We start from the raw sequence: 17963 nt of genomic DNA on the forward strand, positions 1-17963 counted from the left end.
TGAGCAGGCTACCCAGCTCGGTCGGCGGCCGCAGCGGCGGTCTTCGACGATCCGGGGAACAGCGGCCGCAGCATCGGCGGCGGCCGGAATGGTGTCCAGGTGCCCTGCGGTTGCGCCAGCCGGTCCGCGATGGCCCAGACCGTTGCCGGATGATGACCGTAGCCGATATGGCTGGCCAGAACCGCGATGTTCTCGCTACGCGGCGATGGCGGATTGATGCAGGTCTGCCAGGCGACCATGCCGTCGAAGCGGGAGTAGATCGCCGTCGTGGGAACCGGCATGGGTTCGGCTTCGGACTTCAACGGCAGTGCGTGCTGCTCGGCATGCAGATGGGCATAGCGTTTGAAGCTCGGGGTGGCGCGCGTTTGCCGCTCGTCTTCCATGCGGAAGGGGCTGCCCAGGGTGATTACCTGGCGCACCGCCGTCGAATGACGGCGGGCCAATGCCCGCGCGAAGATGCCGCCCAGGCTCCAGCCGATCAGACTCACCGGGGCCTCGTAGCGGGCGTGCACCTCGTCCAGTCGCGCTTCCATGCCACGCACCGCTTCGGGAGTCGGACCGATGTTGCGGCCAAGCCCCCACCCGTGGGCCCGATACCCCACGCGGCGCAGCAGCCGCCGCAGCGTCCAGGTCGAACGGTCCCCGGCCAGCAGGCCGGGCAGCACCAGAACCGGATGCCCGTCGCCGACCGGCAGCATCCGGCGCAGCGGCAGCACGCTGACCAACTGCCCGTACTCAGCCACCGCACGCGGTATGTCGGTGAGGTAGAGCGCCAGGGGCGGCGCGTTGACGGGTTCGGTCGTGAGCACGGATCAGGCCTCCTCGTTCCAGACCTTCATCATGGTCGCCAAGATCTCCTCGCCGCGGCCCAATCCGGCGAGATGACTTTCCCCCGGCAGGTGCAACAGCTCGGCCTTGGGCAGCCGCGACACGACGTGCTCACCATGGGAGAACGGGATGATGTGGTCGTGGTCGCCATGCCACCAACGGACCGGGACCTTGATCTCCTCCAGCCGGAAGCCCCAGTCCCGGGCAAACACGATGACGTCGGCGAACGGCGCGGCCAGTTGCTTGCGGCTGCCGTTGAGCAGGTCGTCGAGGAACATCGCCTTGAACTCGGGGCGGGCCAGCAGATGCCGATCCGCCTGGGGCGAGAGCAGGGCATATACATCCAGCGCCGGTGACGCGACCGGCCGCGCCGCGCGGATCATCAGGCTCGCCGACAGCCGCAGCGGGGTGCCGCCCAACCTCAGCAACGGCGCCACCCGCAAGCCCAGGTTCATCAGGCCGCCGCTGATCGCGTCGGGGCCGTGCGTGGGCGCCACCCCGCCGAGCACGCCGGCGGCCACCACCTTGTCGGGCAGTCCAGCGGCGCAGGCCAGGGTGTAGGGACCGCCGCCGGATAAGCCGACGACGGCCATCTTCTCGATGCCCAATGTTTCGGAGATGGTGCGCATGTCGTCGGCAAACGCCGAGATGGTCTCGTACTGATGCGGGGTCGACGAGCCGATTCCTGGGCGGTCGACACCGATCAGCCGGATGTTGTGGTGCTCGGCATAGACGCGGGCCTCGGTCGGAATCTGCCGGCGAGCACCGGGGGTGCCGTGCAGCCAGAAGACCGCACGCCCTTGTGGGGCGCCGAACTCGGCGAAGCCGATCTGGCGATCTTCGCCGACGGCGATGTTTCCTTCAATTTTGGGGCGGGCAATCGCGACGACCATCCCGAGAGCTTCGCATGCGAACTTTGGCCGTGACAATTCTCGCGGGCTCCCCGCGGCTGGGCCGTTTTGCAGCACCGCTCAGGCCGGCATGCCGATGGCCTTGGGCTCCATGTACTGGTGCAGGCCCGCAATTCCGCCGCCCTCGCGGCCCAGGCCGCTCTGCTTGAAACCGCCGAACGGCGCATCACCGGGACCGAAGCCGTTCACCGCAATCTGGCCGGTGCGGATGCGCCGCGCGACACCGACGGCGCGTTCGGCGTCGGTGCCCCACACCGCGCCGGACAAGCCGTACTGCGAGTTGTTGGCGATCGCGACGGCCTGGTCGTCGTCGCGGTAGCGCATGACCGTCAGTACCGGCCCGAAGACTTCCTCTTGCGCAATGGCAGCATCAGGCGTGGCGTGGGTCAGGATGGTCGGCTCGTAGTAGTAGCCCGTATCCAGGGTTGGCGGACGGCGGCCGCCGATCGCCAGGGTGGCGCCGTCGGCCAGCGCCCGCGACACCAGGTCCTCGACCCGCTGCCGCTGTTGCTCGCTGATCAACGGACCCATCTCGACATCCGGATCGGCGGGATCGCCGACCTTCACCCGGCGGGCCAGCGCCACGAGGCTTTCCACGACGTCGTCGTGCATGGTGTCGGGCAGCAGCAACCGGCTGTGCAGGATGCAGGCCTGGCCGGCATGCAACAGGCAGGACTCGAACAACATCCGCTGCAGCAGTTCGTCGGTCAGCTCGGCGTCGTCGAGCACGATGCTCGCCGATTTGCCCCCGCACTCCAGCAGCACCCGCTTCATGGTGCCGGCCGCGGCGGCCATCACTTCCCGCCCGATCGCCGAGCTGCCGGTGAAGCTGACCATGTCGACGCGCGGGTCGACGGCCAGCAGCTTGCTCGCCTCGATGCTGCTGGGCGTGACGACATTGACCACGCCGGGCGGGATGTCGGTGTGCTCGTCGATGATGCGGGCCAGGGCCAGACCGGCGAGCGGCGTCAGCGGCGACGGCTTGAGCACCACGGTATTGCCGGCCGCCAGCGCCCGGCTAACCTTCATGGCGTTGAGACTGTGCGGGAAGTTCCACGGCGTCAGGATCGAGACGACACCCAGCGGCTCGTGACACAGCACGGTGGTTCCGGACCCGATCGGCTCCTCGCGCAGCGTGGTGGCCAGTTGACCCGCCCGCAGCACCATGAAGGCCACGCTGTCGACTTGCATCATGCGCTCGTTGGCCGTGCAACCCCACTCGTCCTGGGCGAGCGCGAAGAATTCGTCAGCGTGCGCTTTCAGTGCCTCGCCGAGCTGAGTCAGGCAGGCGGCGCGCTCCTGATGGCTCATGGCGGGCCAATCGCCTTGGTCGAAAGCACGACGGGCGGCTGCGATCGCCTCGCCGACCTGGCTCTCGCTGGCGTCCGGGGCGGTGGCGATCGTCGCGCCGGTGGACGGCGAGATGTCGTCGTAGCGACCATTGTGCGCTTGCACCCAACGTCCGTCGATATAGAGCTCGTAGGTGTCCACGAGAGGTGATTCAGCCATCTGGTTTCCCGCCCGGATATCGGTCATATCAACACCCGGTGTACACCGGTCATAGTGCGGAGTCAATGACCTTCGGCGCGAATTGCCGGGTATTTCAGGCATATTGACAAGGCGTGTCACAGCCGGGTAGACACAGGTAGTCAGACACTTTGTGTCGATGTGTCGGATACGCTGATTCGCCGTCAATGTGCAACGGGAGGGCGCCATGAATGCAGCCGAGTTGCACGCTAAGCTGCGCGGTCTCGTCGGACAGCCCACCGGCGGCACCGGAAAGCCTTTGGTGGCACCGGATCCCGTCAACCAACCGATGATTCGGCATTGGGCACACGCGCTTGACGACATGAACCCCGTGTATTTGGATACCGAGTTCGCGGCCACGTCGAGGTTCGGCGGCATCGTGTCCCCGCCCGTCATGCTGCAGACCTGGACGATGCCCGCACCCAAGCTGGAGGGAATTCGGGAACGCGGCGGAGCTCCAACCGAAAACACCACCAACCCAACGGCATTCCTCGAAGAAGCCGGATACACCAGCACCGTGGCGGTCAACTCGGAATTCGAGATCGAACGCTACCCGCGCCTGGGCGACATGATCACCGCGATGGCAATCTACGAAGATGTCTCCGAGGAAAAAGAGACTGCGCTGGGCACCGGCTTCTTCCTCACCTGGGTAACCACTTATACGGACCAGCACGGAGAGGTGTTGGGACGTCAGCGATTCCGAGTACTGCGATTCCGTCCGAAACGCTGATGACCGGTCGATTGGCGCCGGCGATCAGCCCGGATACCGAGTTCTTCTGGCGCGGGCTGCGCGAGCACAAGCTGTTGATCCAGCGCTGTGCCGGATGCGGGACACTGCGCCATCCGCCGCGACCGATGTGCCCCTGCTGCCGTTCCCTGGGCTGGACCGCCACCGAATCGTCGGGCCGCGGCACCGTCTACAGCTACGTGATGCCGCACCAGCCGCGGTTTCCCTTCTTCGAGTACCCCTACATCGTCGTGCTGGTGGAACTGGCCGAACGAATACGGCTGGTGTCTAACCTTTGCGACGTCGATCCCGCCGACGTCGCGGTCGGCATGCCGGTCGAGGTGTTCTACCAGAGTTTCGACAATGACCTGGTGCTACACCAATTCCGGCCCAGTCCCCCGTGCCCCGAAGGACGTCAATGACAACCACCAGTACCTTGAAGTGGGCCGACATCAGCGTCGGGGGCGAGCTGTCTCCAATCGAAATTTCGGTCACCGCAACGGTTATCGTCGCCGGGGCTATCGCGTCGCGGGACTTCATGCCGGTGCATCACGACCGCGATTACGCCAACAAGCAAGGTTCGCCCAACGTCTTCATGAATATCCTGACCACCAACGGGCTGTGCGTGCGGTTCCTCACCGACTGGGCCGGCCCCGAGGCGATGGTCAAGAGACTCTCGATTCGCCTTGGCGTGCCATGCTTTCCGGACGACCCGCTGCGCTTCACCGGCACGGTGACCGGCAAGTCGTCCGGCTCGGGTGGCGAGAACTTCGTCGAAGTGACCTGTCAGGGCGCCAACAGCCTGGGCAAACATGTGTCAGGCACCGCGGTGCTCAGCCTGCTCGACCGGGCGGGAGCATGACCGGCTCGCTCGCCAGCGCCGCGGCCATCGCGGGAATCGGTCAGACCGAGTTCTCCAAGGAATCCGGGCGCAGCGAGCTGCAATTGGCGTGTGAGGCGGTCAGCGCCGCCCTGGATGACGCCGGTGTGGCTCCCGGCGACGTCGACGGCATGGTCACCTTCACCATGGACGCCAGCGACGAGATCGAGGTCGCCCGCAATGTCGGTATCGGCGATCTCGACTTCTTCAGCCGGGTGCCCCACGGCGGTGGCGCAGCGGCCGGGACCGTGGCGCACGCGGCAATGGCGGTCGCCACGGGTGTCGCCGAGGTGGTGGTGTGCTATCGCGCGTTCAACGAGCGCTCCGGTATGCGGTTCGGCGGCAGCGGGCGCACCAGCAGCCAAACCCCGTTGTTCATGGCGCATTACGCGCCGTTCGGATTGCTTACGCCCGCGGCATGGGTGGCACTGCACGCCCAGCGTTACATGTCGACCTACGGCGTCACCAACGAGCACTTCGGTGCGATTGCCGTAGTCGACCGGGCCCATGCGGCCCGCAATCCCGACGCGTGGTTCTACCAGCGCCCGATCACGTTGGCAGATCACCAGACGTCGCGCTGGATCGTCGAACCCGTACTACGCCTGCTGGATTGCTGCCAAGAAAGCGACGGCGGGGTTGCGCTGGTGGTGACCAGTGTGCAGCGGGCCAGCGACCTGCGCCAGCCGCCCGCCGTGATCAGCGCGGCGGCCCAGGGCGCTGCCGCCAACGGCGAGATGATGACCAGCTACTACCGTGACGACATCACCGGGCTCCCCGAGATGGGTGTGGTAGCCAGGCGTCTGTGGCGGGATTCGGGCCTTAAGCCTGCCGACATCCAAACCGCGTTCATCTACGACCATTTCACGCCGTTTGTGTTCACCCAGCTCGAGGAACTCGGCTTCTGCGGGCGCGGTGAGGCGAAGGACTTCGCCACCGTGGCGAACCTGTCACTGGGTGGGGTCTTGCCGATCAACACCAATGGCGGTCTGCTCGGCGAGGCCTACATCCACGGCATGAACGGCATCACCGAAGGGGTGCGGCAGGTACGCGGCACCTCCTGCAACCAGGTTGACGACGTCGAGCATGTCCTGATCACCTCCGGGACGGGAGTGCCCACCAGTGGGCTGATTCTCGCGCCTGCGGGGTGAGCGTGTGATGCAGGCCGCTGCTGCGGACACCCGCGAACTCATCATCGAGTCGGCCTACGCCTGCTTCCGCAAGCACGGGCTGCAGAAGGCGACCATTGTCGACATCGCCAAGTTGACGGGGGTATCCCGCAGCACCGTCTACGAGTACTTCCCGGACAAGGCCGCCCTCGTCGAGGCCTGTGCCGAACATGCTTCCCACCAGTTCTACCGCGAGATGGCTCATGCGATGAGCCGGGTGCATTCGCTGGAGGAAAAGCTCTGCCGTGCAGCGGTATTCGTAGCCCAGGCACGACGTGCGATCGCGTCGGCAACGTATGTGGACGCAGACGCGATCACCTTGTTGCTGACCAAGGACGCCGCGGTACTGCTGCGCGAAAGCGTCGACTTCTTCGCGCCCTACCTCGCCGCGGCCAAGCTCACGGGAGAGGTACGCAAGGACCTCGATGTCGAGGCAGCCGGCGAATGGTTCGCCCGGATATTGTTCTCGTTGTTCAGCATGCCATCGCCGGTTCGCGAAGACCCCGAAGCCGTGGCCGAATTCGTGCGGGCGCATGTGGTCCGCGGCTTCTGCGGTGACCGGCCGCGCCCGGCCCATGGGGCGTCGCGGGCACGCTGAATGTGCTTTGGTGGCGTCGAGAGTGGCCGCGGCCGGGCCATGAGGCGTCGCAGGCACACTGAGTGTGCTTTGCTGGCGTCGAGTGTGGAGCCAGGGCGGCCAAACCGCGAGAAACCCGTCCGGTGATCACACTCGACGCCACCAACGCACACTCGACACCAGCAACGCACACTCGACGCCACCAACGCATGCTCACCGCATCAACGCCCGCGTAAAAAACATCAGGTTTGCCGGTCGTTCGGCCAATCGCCGCATAAAGTAGCCGAACCACTGGCCGCCGAACGGCAGATACACGCGTACCTGATTCCCGTCCGCAACCAGTCGCCGCTGTTCCTCGTCGCGGATGCCGTACAACATCTGGTATTCGAAATCACCTATGCCACGCCCCAATTCGTGAGCCGTAACACCGACCGCGCCGATAACCGCCGGGTCGTGTGACGCCGCCATCGGGTATCCGGACCCGGCCATCAGGACATGAAGGCAGCGCAGGTAGGAGTCGGTGATCCCGGCGCGATCACGGTATGCCACCGAAGCTGGTTCGTCGTAAGCGCCCTTGCACAGCCGGACTCGCGCGCCCACCGCAGCGAGTTCCCGACAATCGGCGAGTGTGCGCCGCAGATACGCCTGCACAACGGTACCCAGCCAATCGAAGTCGACTCGCAGGTCGCCGGCGATCGACAGCGTCGAGTCGGTGGTGGTGTGGTCTTCGGCGTCCACCGTGACCCACACCCCGACCTGCTCGGCCCGTTCGCAGATGGTGCGGGCATTGTCCAAGGCGATCTTCTGGCCGTCGCGATCCAGCGCCTGCCCCAGCGCCGACAACTTGACCGAGACCTCTAACGGCCGCACGCCCTCGTATACCGTGTCCCGACGCTGGCCCAGCGCGTCGAGCAGGTCGAGATACGCCCGCACGCTGGCCGCGGCGCCGCGGGCGTCGGCGACGTTTTCGCCGAGGTAGTCGATACTGACGTAGCGGCCCGAATCGCGCAGCACGCCAACAACGTTCAGAACAACGTCCAGTGTGTCACCGGGCACGAACCGGCGCACCACCCGGCGGGTCAGCGACGAGCGCGTCAACCGGCGTTGCAACCTGTCCGACCGGCCCGCGGCAAGCAACACCGGACGCACGGTGCGGCCGAACACGCCAACCATCAGCCCGAGCCCATGTGCGCATAGGCGTGCTCGGTGGCTGGGACGAACGTCTCCTTGATGGTCCGCGCCGACGTCCAGCGCAACAAGTTCAGCGGGGAGCCGGCCTTGTCGTTGGTACCCGATCCGCGTGAGCCACCGAACGGTTGACGCCCGACGACGGCACCGGTCGGCTTGTCGTTGACGTAGAAGTTCCCTGCCGCAAAGCGCAGCCGGTTCTGTGCAGTCAGCACGGCTGCGCGGTCGTCGGCGATGACTGCGCCGGTCAGCGCGTAGCGGGACCCGGTGTCGACGACTTCGAGGATTCGTTCGTAGTGCCCGTCGGGATAAACGTGCACGGCCAGCACCGGACCGAAATATTCGGTGGCAAAAGCCTCGTCGGTCGGGTCGTCGGATAGCAGTACCGTGGGACGCACGAAATATCCTACCCCGTCGTCGTATTCGCCACCCACCGCGATCGTGACACCGGCCGCGCCCTTGGCCCGCTCGATCGCGTCGACGTTCTTGATGAAGGCCCGCCGGTCGATGAGCGCCCCGCCAAAATTGGACAAGTCGGTAATGTCACCGTATGTCAGCCCGGCCGCCGCGCCCAGGAAGGCATCACCCATCCGCTGCCAGACCGAATGGGCGATGAACGCTCGCGATGCCGCGGAACATTTCTGGCCCTGATAGTCGAATGCTCCACGAATCAGGGCTGCGCACAACACGTCTGGACGTGCGGACGCATGAGCGACGATAAAATCTTTGCCGCCCGTCTCCCCGACGAGCCGTGGATAGCTCTGATAACAGCCGATATTGGCGCCCACTCGTTGCCACAGCCGCTGGAAGGTTCCTGTCGACCCGGTGAAGTGGATACCGGCCAGCCGCGGATCGGCCAGTGCCACATCGGAAACCGCGAAGCCGTCACCGGTGACCATGTTGATCACCCCCGGCGGCAGTCCCGCGGCTTCGAGCAGTCGCATGAGCAGATACGCCGACAGGGTCTGGGTGATCGACGGCTTCCATACCACCGTGTTTCCCATCAGCGCCGGGGCGGTGGGCAGGTTGGCGGCGATCGAGGTGAAGTTGAACGGCGTTATTGCATAGACGAAACCGTCGAGCGGGCGGTAATCGGTGCGGTTCCACTCCCCCGGCCCGCTGATCGGCTGCTGCGCCAGGATCTGGCGGGCGAACGCGACGTTGAACCGCCAGAAGTCGACCAGCTCGCAGGGCGCGTCGATCTCGGCCTGGTACACCGACTTCGACTGGCCAAGCATGGTCGCTGCGGCGATCCGTTCCCGCCACGATCCCGCCAGCAGCTCGGCGGCCCGCAGGAACACCGCGGCACGCTCGTCGAACGGCAGTGCTGCCCAAGAGGATTTGGCGGCCGTAGCGGCCGCGATAGCCGCCGCGGCGTCGGCATGGTCGGCGTTGGTCAGGGTGCCCAGCCGCGCGGAATGCCGGTGCGGCTGCACGACGTCGATCGGTTCGCCGTTGCCCATCCGGTGTCGGCCGCCTACCACGTGCGGCAAATCCCTGGGGTGGTCAGCCAGCGCCCGCAGCGCCGCGCAGAGTCGGGTGCGCTCGGCCGAGCCCGGCGCATAGTCATGGACCGGCTCGTTGGCCGGAACCGGAACCTGGGTAATTGCGTCCATGTCTGCCAGGGTCCCCGTCCAGGGGACGGAATCGATTAGCCGATCGGCTAAGGAACACACCAATAGCTAGTAGGATCAGACAATATGCGTGCGGCTCGTGTCGGCCTGGGCCAATTGCTGCTCGCCCTGGATGCGACCCTGGTCAGCCTGATCGAAGCACCCCGCGGGCTGGACCGGGCGGTGGGCTCGGCAGCGCTGGTCGATTCCGACGATGTCCGGCTGGGCCTGGCCGAAGCGGCGGGCTCGGCCGACGCCTTCTTCCTGCTCGGCGTCACCGACGACGAGGCGCTGCGCTGGATCCACGGACAACCGCGGGCACCGGTGGCGGTCTTCGTCAAGCAACCCTCGGATGCGGTGGTGGCCGCGGCGGTCCGTGCCGGGTCCGCGGTGGTCGCGGTGGAGCCGCGGGCCCGCTGGGAACGCCTCTACCAGCTGGTCAATCACGTCTTGGAGCATCATGGGGACCGCGACAACCCCATGGAGGACTCGGGCACCGACCTGTTCGGCCTGGCTCAATCCCTGGCCGAGCGCATTCACGGCATGGTCAGCATCGAAGACGCGCAGTCTCATGTGCTGGCCTATTCGGCGTCCAACGACGAAGCCGACGAGCTGCGCCGGCTTTCGATCCTGGGCCGCGCCGGACCGCCCGAGCACCTGACGTGGCTCGCTCAATGGGGCATCTTCGACGCGCTGCGCGCCGGTGACCAGGTGGTGCGGGTGGCGGAGCGCCCGGAGTTGGGCCTGCGGCCGCGGCTGGCAATCGGAATTCATCAGCCACCGGGGACGACGCGGCGGCCCTCGGTATTCGCCGGAGCGATCTGGGTTCAGCAGGGCTCGCAACCGCTGGCCGACGACGCCGAAGGAATCCTGGGTGGCGCCGCGGTGCTGGCGGCGCGGATCATGGCGCGGCTAGCGGCCCGCCCCGCCACCCATGCGCGGTGGGTACGGCAGCTGCTCGGCCTGGCCGACGGCGAACCGGTCGCGGCTGCCGACATCGCCCGCGAACTTGGGCTGTCCGGCGACGGGGATGCCGCGCTGGTCGGCTTCGACCCGATCGAAGCCGTAAACCAACAAGGTCGGTTCGCCGGTGTTCTCGCGTTGAGCGCCAGCGCTTTTCGCCGTGATGCGCAGGTGGGGACCAATGGATCGCGGGTGTATGTGGTGTTGCCGCAAACCGCGACGGCCCGCTCGCTAACCTCATGGGTGCGTGGCACGGTCGGTACGCTGCGCAGCGAGCTTGGCGTGCAACTGCGCGCGGCGATCGCCGCTCCGGTCACCGGCCTGCGGGGCATCGCCGCAGCACGCACCGAGGTAGACGCCGTGCTCGACAGCGCTGTGCGCCATCCCATCTCGATCGGCCAGGTGACCTCGGTGACCGAAGCCCGAACCGCCGTGCTGCTCGACGAAATAGTCACGTTGGTGGGCACTAACGCGCGGTTGGTAGACCCGCGGATACGTGATCTGCGCGCCCGGGACCCGGTGCTGGCCGAGACGTTACGGGTCTACCTGGACAGCTTCGGCGATATCGGCTTGGCCGCGCAGTCATTGCTGGTGCACCCCAACACCGTTCGCTACCGTGTGCGGCGGATCGAGAAGCTGCTGTCGACGTCGTTGGCTGATCCCGATGTGCGGCTGCTCTTTTCGCTTGGGCTGCGCGTGACCGAACGGCCGGCTTGAAAACAGCCGAGTCCCACGCCGAGTCAGTTTTTCCGGATACTCTTTTTCCGTGGCCGACCGCCCGTCGTCATACCTGGTGCTGGCATCGCAGCGCAGCGGCAGCACGCTGCTGGTCGAATCCTTGCGCGCCACCGGCGTGGCGGGCGAACCTCAGGAGTTCTTCCAGTACCTGCCCAGCACGAGTCAGCCGCCGCAACCGCGCGAGTGGTTTGCCGAGGTCGACGACGCGTCGATCCTGCGCCTGCTCGACCCGCTCGACGACGGTAAGCCGGACCTGGCGCCGGCCGAAATCTGGCGCGACTACATCCGCACGGTCGGCAGAACGCCCAACGGGGTGTGGGGTGGCAAGCTGATGTGGAATCAGACCCCGCTGCTGGTGGACCGCGCGAACCAACTTGCGAATCGGTCCGGCACGGGGCTCAAGGCTGCCATCCGCGACGTCGTCGGTGAGGATCCGTTTCTCGTCTATGTGCACCGCCCCGACGTCGTATCGCAAGCGGTGTCGTTTTGGCGCGCAGTGCAGACACGAGTCTGGCGCGGGCGCCCCGATCCGGTCCGCGACGCTCGCGCCGTCTATCACGCCGGGGCGATCGCCCACATCGTCACGATGCTGCGTGCCCAGGAAGCGGGCTGGCGCACCTGGTTCCGCGAAGAGAACATCTCGCCGATGGAGATCGCGTATCCGGTGTTGTGGCGCAATCTAACCCAGTTAGTCGGCACCATCCTCGAGGCGCTGGGGCTCGACCCTCGGTTGGCGCCCGCACCCGTCCTGGAACGACAGGCCGACCAACGGTCCGACGAGTGGGTGGACCGCTACCGCGCGGATGCCGGACGAGACGGGCTGCCCAGTTGATGGTGCCGACTGCGACCATGACCTGGGTTGGCCAGCTCGACGGCTTGCCATGCCCCCACCAACGCGTGCGTGGCTATCCACGGCCAGCGTTAGCCGACCAACGCCACATCACTAACCACGCCGGCCAAATCCGGCTTCCAGGCCGTCGGCAACATCGGCACCTTCGCGCCCTCACCACCACCAATAGTGGCCAACCCGCCAGCCGACCCCGCGGGCCCCGTGGGTGCGGTCCCGGCGAAGCCCACCGTGCCCCCGCCATGTTCGGAGGCTGTCACCGACGCCAGCTGCACCGGCGACACCACCGAGACCGAAGCACCCAGGCCGGCCGGGGCTACACCGTTGACCGCAATGGCAGCCGCCGGCGCCGGACCAATCGCAGCGATACCGGATACGCTCGTCCACGCGTTCATGCTCGGGGCAATGCCAGCGGCCAACGAGACCAGCCCAGCGTCAATAAATAGATTTTGCGTAATCCACTGAATGACCATGTCGGCGACGCCCAGCGGAATTTCACATGCCGTGTAGATGATGTTGACAACGTGGGTACACACATTCCACAAATCGGCAGCAATCAGCTTTAGATCGGCAAGAGCTGCCGAAAGATGCCACTGGAGGATGTCTTGGATTACCAGCGGGATGAGCATCTTGATGAACGTCCATTCCAATCCGATAAATTCCCAATCCATCTTCATGAAAGTGAACATGAGTTGTACATAGTCCCATATTCGTTGCCACGGGAATGGCGTGAAAGTCTGCTCGGCGGTGGCCGCGATGCTGCCGACGGTGCCCGCGCCGGACTTGAGCACCACCGGCGCCGGGATCGTGGCCGGCGCGGACGCCAGCGCCACCGCAGACGCCCCTTGGTAGACGCTCATAGTGGTGGCGGCCTGGATCCACATCCGCAGGTAGTCGGCCTCGTTGAGTCCAATAGGGATGGTGTTGATGCCAAAGAAGTTGGTCGCCGACAACACCGCATGGGTGGCATGGTTGGCGGCTAACTCACTCAACGTCGGCATCGCGGCCAGCGCGCCGACGTACGCTGTCGCAGCCGTCTCGTGGGCGGCGCCCACCTCGGCGCATTCGGCGCTGGTCGTCATGAGCCAGTCCACGTACGGCACATACGCGGCCAGACAGCTCTCCATGCTGGGGCCCTGCCATGTCCCGGTCGCCATCGCACCCAGAACCGCGCTGAGTTCGTCTGCCACGGAAGCATATTCAGCGCTCAATGACGACCATGAACCCGCGGCCGCCAGCAGCGGCTCAGGCCCGGGACCGGCGGCAAGCAACGCCGAGTGCACCTCCGGCGGCGCGGCCATCCATACCGGCGCGGTCACGACGCAGCACCTGATGGCAGATACGACGCCGCGGCCCACGCTTCACCGGCCGCGTCACCCGTACCGATACCGCAACGGCCGGGCTTTTGCACTCCTTGCGCAGCCGCGACCTGCGCGATGCCCGGCGCACTGCACGCGGCGCCCGTCTGCAGCGACACCGGACTGGCCGCCACCACCACCGGGGTGATCGCCGGCACTGCGCCGGCATGGGCGCCGGCCGGTCGAGCACTCAACGCTCCGACGGCCGCTGCCCCGTCGGGGGTCACCCGCAATGCCACGCCCCACACACCTCTCGACCGTTGTTTTGGACGGGGCAAACACTAGGAGAATTTCGGGCCACACCAGGAGAACTTCGCCGGCTCGGTCGATCGATGCTGCCAATAGATCAATAAGGAAAAGTTATCATTGAGCTCGAAATGCTGATGCGCCAGAAATGGTCAGGGTCAGTTTTTGGCCGTTAGCGACGCGATTACTCGGTGCACGGCTCCCAAGCCGTGCCAAGGCGGCCCGCCATCACCCGACTAGCCGCCCATATCGCGGAGGTCTGAATAGCGAGCCGGTCATGGATACGATCTCGTATAGCAAGCCAACGCTGGTGACCGGCTGACCAGTCACCCCGTTCGCCGCGCGAAGCGGCCTCAGCAAACGGTAGTTGCTTCGGTACCGGGTTTTCCCACTCCGTTTCGACTGCCGCTCGTTCGCCGCGGGGCCTTCGATATCGGACGACTCGACCCGTTCGGCCTTACGTATCGCCACCAGGTCAACGTGGTGGCGCAGATGTAGCAGAACAGGAAGACCCAGAACGCAGGGGTTTCGGTGCCGGCGCTCACATACGACTGGCGCAGCACCAGATTGACTCCCATCGCACCCAGCGCCCCCAGCGTCCCGGCGAACCCGATCAACGCTCCTGACATGACCCGCTCCCAGTCGTGGCGTCCAGCGGCAGTGAGATCCATTGTGCGACTGCGGCTTTCAAAGATAGATGGGATCAGCTTGAACACCGAGCCCTTTCCCATGCCACAGCAGATGAACAGCGCGATGAAGCCGAAGATGTAGCCGATCATCGTATGGGTCGTCGGCCCACCGTGCGTACCCTGAGTGAGGTCGTCGTGGGTGCTGACCGCGACCAGGAACCCTCCCGCTCCCGTCGTGGCGGCCAACGCGGTCAGGGTGACGTAACCGCCGCCGAAGCGGTCGCCCAGCCTACCGCCGGCGATCCGCGCCACCGATCCCAGCAGCGGGCCGATGAACGCGATCTCGGCCGCATGCAACGACGCCTGGGCGTGGGTTTGCCCGGCGGCCACGAAATTGTGTACCAGTACCTGCCCGAAGGCGAACGCGAAACCGAGAAATGAACCCGAACAGCACAGGTAAAGAAACGCGATGGCCCACGAGTCGGGAACCTTGAGAACCGACCGCACATGACCCACGTCAATGACGTGGGTCAGGTTGTCCAAGAACAGCGCCGCCCCGACCGCCGCTACGGCCAGCAGCACCAGGTAAATCGAGCACACCACATACGCCGCCCGGTGGCCGGCGGCGGCCAGCGCCACCAGCCCGACCGCCTGAATGGCCGCCGACCCCAGGTTGGTGAAACCTCCGGTGAAGCCGAGCGCGAAGCCTTTGCGCCGCTGTGGGTAGAAGGCTTCGATGTGAGCCAGCGACGCGGCGTAGCTGCCGCCACCTAATCCGGTCAGCGCGGCGCACACCAGATACGGCCACAACGGCAGGCCGGGGTTAGCCAGCAACACCATTGCGCCGACGGTCGGAATCAGCAACACCAGTGACGAGAAAACGGCCCAGTTGCGGCCGCCGAACCTCGTGGTGGCCATCGCGTAGGGGATGCGCACGATCGCCCCGACGAAGGTGGCGGTGGCCGCCAGCAGCAGCTTGTCGCCGGTCGAAAACCCATAGACGGTCTGCGGCATGAACAGCACCATCACCGACCAGAGGTACCAGATGGAAAACGCGATATGGCCGGTCACGTTCGACCAGATCAGATTGCGACGGGCGATGACGTTGTTGCCATCGCGCCACGCAGCGGCGTCCTCGGGATCCCAACCGGCGATGCGGTGCGGTCGCGCCATGCGGTACTACCTTTCACGGACGATGTTGGCGTACCGGCTAGCGGCAACACATCGTGGGCCTAGTGTGCATTCACGTTCAAGAATCCGGCAACATTCGGTCGGTTGGTCTCGTTACGGACCGAAATGCCTCCTACGGCGCCCGCCCGACCATTCGGGCCCGGGCCATGTCCTCGACGACACGGCGGGCCGACGCTCGTGGACGCCGCGCCGCGCCTCGATCACCGCCCGGCCGGGATAAGGGCGGGCCGGGGTAACGCACCATCCGCCTAGCGATTCGGCGCGGCTGCTGTCGAAAGGCCGGCGCGCTGAGCCGCAGTGCGTGCGCGCGCCCGCCCGCCATTGCCGCCGACCGGCGGGTGGCGGCGGGAGTTAGTGCTCGCCGACGATGGCTCGGACGAAAAGCCAACGGACACTTGTCTTCCTCCGCGTCACGATTAGCCACCCAATTCGGGTGGCCACGCAGTACGGTGCTAGGGGCATTTGACGTCGATCGGTGACGTCCAGTCAATGACGAGCGCGCGCCGCTGTGCGGCGTCTCACCGACCACCCGATAGTGAAGCCGAATGGCGGTCACCCGACAACCCGACATGCGTGATGCACAGGAGATTTTCAGCTCACCCGACCAGTGCTGCCAGCCAAGCTGAGGCGTCATCTCACAAGAGCCCGACACGGCTCGAGCTACGTGCCGACGCCCGAGCAGCGGCAATGCTGCAGAGCCGCAACGCGTTTCGCTGATACGCCCCTCATCCAGATTGCCCCAGTCTGTTAGTTCGACGAAATAGCTTGCCGCGTCACCATATCCAGGTGTGAGCAACACGTGAAACCCAGTCGAATTGTCAACAGATACCGCAGTGGCGCAGCCCCCGGGACATGTTCCGCCGCCGAAAATCTGCGGTTCGCAGCACTCCACCCCGATGCCATTAGTGTCATGCGGGTCGAGATTTTCGGCCAGCTCGCCGACGTCGCGCCGCCCGACGCTGTCGTTACACCATGAGGTTATCTGTAAATTTGCTGTGCGTCCTGAGATTTTAATGTCTATATGCAACAATTGCATGGGACTATGAAGTAGTCGGTGAGGCTTGCGCTGTCAAGGTGAGTGCGCGGCGGATGGTCAACCTGCGTTCGCGGCCGGGCTCCTCTTGGCTGCGCCTCACCGATGACCGCCGCAATCGATGCAACACAACGGCAGAGGGACGTCGTTGTGTTTGGCAGCATCCGGGTCAGTCGCCGTTTGCCTGACCTGGCCCCGCGTGTTCAGCCAATCAACGACTCGATTGGCCGCCACCTCACGGCGACTAAGGGCAACTAAGGGCAACTAAGGGCAACTAAGGGCAACTAAGGGCAACTAAGGGCAACTAAGGAAGGTGATACTCATACTCGACTACGGGGTCCTTCCGCCTGAGATCAACTCCGCCCGAATGTATTCCGGCCCGGGCTCGGCGTCAATGCTCACGGCCGCCGCGTCCTGGGAGGCCTTGGCGGCCGGCCTGGAGTCCGCATCGCGGGCCTACGGCGTGGTGATCTCGCGGCTGCAGGGCGAGAGTTGGGCCGGCGGCGCGTCGGCGGCCATGGGCGGTGCGATTGAACCGTATCTGGCCTGGACGACGGCGGCGGGAACACAGGCCGAACAGGCTGCCGGCCAGGCTCGTGCGGCCGCAGCCGCCTACGAGGTTGCGCTGGCGGCGACCGTGCCGCCGACACTGGTCACAGCCAACCGCTCCCAGCTGACCATGCTCGTCGCGACCAATCTCTTCGGACAGAACACCACGTCGATCGCGGCCACCGAGGCTGACTACGAGGAGATGTGGGCGCAGGATGTCGCTGCGATGTACGGCTATGCCGCCGCCTCGTCGGCAGCGACCAGCCTCACGCCGTTCAGCGAACCGCCCCAGACTACCAACGCCGCCGGCCTAGCGGCCCAATCCACCGCGGTCGCCCAGGCCGCAGCCACCTCAGCCGCCGCGAAGGCGCACACGAGCCTGACGGAATTGATGTCGACGGTGTCACTACAGCTGCAAACCCTTGCAGCGGGCGGGCATTCGGGCACTGCCTCGTGGTTGGGACCCTCGACGATCCTGGCGGCCTTCGGCGCCTTCAACACTCTCGCCGGCCCGGTCAGTCTGGCCTCCAACTTCAGCCGTACCACCACATCGGCCGGCAGCTTCCTGACCGGAGCCTACCGATCCGGGCTCCAGGCCGGCGGCAGCGCCGCCAAGGCGATTACCAAGGCCGCGGAGTCGGCGGCTGCACCGGCCCTTCACGGCCAGGTGGTGGTGAGTGTGGGTAACGCGGCACCGGTTGGGAGGCTGTCCGTTCCCCAGAGCTGGGCAGCGGCGAATCCGCCGGCGGTGTCTGCCGAGGAACCGATGTGGTTCTCGGACAGCGAACTCGACGGCGGACCGTCCTGGTCGGAGACACCAGAGATGCTGACCGGGCCGCCTACCGCGGGCATGGGGCCGATAGCAGGTTTCTCGACGCGGCCCACTGTCGGCAGCGTGTTACGGGTGGAGCCGCGCCGCTTCAAGATGCCGCGCCCTTCGCTCGGCGGCTAGCCGTTACCGCACGCGACCGGTCCGCACGACCGCACGGAAA

General features: G+C 65.9%; 16 protein-coding genes. 8 read left to right on the forward strand and 8 right to left on the reverse strand.

Annotated features, from left to right (window positions below; all coding sequences use genetic code 11):
• Positions 1-8 precede the first annotated feature (8 nt).
• From EET13_RS21030 to EET13_RS21040, 3 genes are all read right to left on the reverse strand, one after another.
• Positions 9-809, reverse strand: coding sequence for an esterase/lipase family protein (locus EET13_RS21030; RefSeq protein ID WP_122444087.1), 801 nt, complete (start codon positions 807-809; stop codon positions 9-11).
• A gap of 3 nt (positions 810-812) precedes the next feature.
• Positions 813-1721: an alpha/beta fold hydrolase gene (locus EET13_RS21035; RefSeq protein ID WP_122444088.1), complete on the reverse strand. Its 909-nt coding sequence runs from the start codon at positions 1719-1721 to the stop codon at positions 813-815.
• Between the two features lie 78 nt (positions 1722-1799).
• On the reverse strand, positions 1800-3248 hold the full coding sequence (locus EET13_RS21040; RefSeq protein ID WP_122444112.1) for an aldehyde dehydrogenase family protein: 1449 nt from the start codon (positions 3246-3248) through the stop codon (positions 1800-1802).
• A gap of 205 nt (positions 3249-3453) precedes the next feature.
• On the opposite strand from EET13_RS21040, the gene EET13_RS21045 reads away from it, so the two are divergent.
• The 5 genes from EET13_RS21045 to EET13_RS21065 are packed head-to-tail and all read left to right on the forward strand — an operon-like array spanning position 3454 to position 6637.
• Positions 3454-3996, forward strand: a complete 543-nt coding sequence (locus tag EET13_RS21045; protein ID WP_122444089.1) for an FAS1-like dehydratase domain-containing protein — start codon at positions 3454-3456, stop codon at positions 3994-3996.
• Positions 3996-4415: a Zn-ribbon domain-containing OB-fold protein gene (locus EET13_RS21050; protein WP_122444090.1), complete on the forward strand. Its 420-nt coding sequence runs from the start codon at positions 3996-3998 to the stop codon at positions 4413-4415. The genes EET13_RS21045 and EET13_RS21050 overlap by 1 nt, the downstream gene beginning before the upstream one ends.
• The gene (locus EET13_RS21055; RefSeq protein WP_122444091.1) at positions 4412-4855 is read left to right on the forward strand and encodes a MaoC family dehydratase; all 444 of its coding nucleotides are present in this window, start codon (positions 4412-4414) and stop codon (positions 4853-4855) included. The genes EET13_RS21050 and EET13_RS21055 overlap by 4 nt, the downstream gene beginning before the upstream one ends.
• Positions 4852-6021, forward strand: a complete 1170-nt coding sequence (locus EET13_RS21060) for a lipid-transfer protein (RefSeq protein ID WP_122444092.1) — start codon at positions 4852-4854, stop codon at positions 6019-6021. Before EET13_RS21055 ends, EET13_RS21060 begins: the two co-directional genes overlap by 4 nt.
• A gap of 7 nt (positions 6022-6028) precedes the next feature.
• Entirely contained in the window at positions 6029-6637 is a 609-nt protein-coding gene (locus tag EET13_RS21065; protein ID WP_122444093.1) for a TetR/AcrR family transcriptional regulator, read from the forward strand.
• A 192-nt stretch (positions 6638-6829) separates the two neighbouring features.
• Here the strand turns inward: EET13_RS21065 and EET13_RS21070 are convergent, their stop codons facing one another.
• Together EET13_RS21070 and pruA are read right to left on the reverse strand one after the other, a co-directional pair.
• Entirely contained in the window at positions 6830-7789 is a 960-nt protein-coding gene (locus EET13_RS21070) for a proline dehydrogenase family protein (protein WP_122444094.1), read from the reverse strand.
• The gene (pruA, locus tag EET13_RS21075) at positions 7789-9420 is read right to left on the reverse strand and encodes an L-glutamate gamma-semialdehyde dehydrogenase (RefSeq protein WP_122444095.1); all 1632 of its coding nucleotides are present in this window, start codon (positions 9418-9420) and stop codon (positions 7789-7791) included. The genes EET13_RS21070 and pruA overlap by 1 nt, the downstream gene beginning before the upstream one ends.
• Before the next feature lie 84 nt (positions 9421-9504).
• Here pruA and EET13_RS21080 point away from each other — a divergent pair, with 84 nt between their 5' ends.
• Together EET13_RS21080 and stf0 are read left to right on the forward strand one after the other, a co-directional pair.
• Positions 9505-11097 (forward strand): PucR family transcriptional regulator, encoded by a 1593-nt coding sequence (locus EET13_RS21080; RefSeq protein WP_122444096.1) that lies wholly within the window; start codon positions 9505-9507, stop codon positions 11095-11097.
• A gap of 49 nt (positions 11098-11146) precedes the next feature.
• The gene (gene stf0 / locus EET13_RS21085; RefSeq protein WP_122444097.1) at positions 11147-11950 is read left to right on the forward strand and encodes a trehalose 2-sulfotransferase; all 804 of its coding nucleotides are present in this window, start codon (positions 11147-11149) and stop codon (positions 11948-11950) included.
• Between the two features lie 89 nt (positions 11951-12039).
• Here stf0 and EET13_RS21090 read toward each other — a convergent pair whose 3' ends face one another.
• The 3 genes from EET13_RS21090 to EET13_RS21100 all read right to left on the reverse strand — a co-directional run bounded on the left by EET13_RS21090 (position 12040) and on the right by EET13_RS21100 (position 15371).
• The gene (locus tag EET13_RS21090) at positions 12040-13284 is read right to left on the reverse strand and encodes a PPE family protein (protein ID WP_122444098.1); all 1245 of its coding nucleotides are present in this window, start codon (positions 13282-13284) and stop codon (positions 12040-12042) included.
• Entirely contained in the window at positions 13281-13562 is a 282-nt protein-coding gene (locus EET13_RS21095) for a PE family protein (RefSeq protein ID WP_122444113.1), read from the reverse strand. The genes EET13_RS21090 and EET13_RS21095 overlap by 4 nt, the downstream gene beginning before the upstream one ends.
• Before the next feature lie 360 nt (positions 13563-13922).
• Positions 13923-15371, reverse strand: a complete 1449-nt coding sequence (locus EET13_RS21100) for an MFS transporter (protein ID WP_122444099.1) — start codon at positions 15369-15371, stop codon at positions 13923-13925.
• A 1373-nt stretch (positions 15372-16744) separates the two neighbouring features.
• On the opposite strand from EET13_RS21100, the gene EET13_RS21105 reads away from it, so the two are divergent.
• A complete protein-coding gene (locus EET13_RS21105) occupies positions 16745-17923 on the forward strand; it encodes a PPE family protein (RefSeq protein ID WP_122444114.1) in 1179 nt (392 codons plus the stop codon).
• Positions 17924-17963 lie beyond the last annotated feature (40 nt).

The organism is Mycobacterium attenuatum (assembly GCF_900566085.1).
Lineage (GTDB): Bacteria > Actinomycetota > Actinomycetes > Mycobacteriales > Mycobacteriaceae > Mycobacterium > Mycobacterium attenuatum.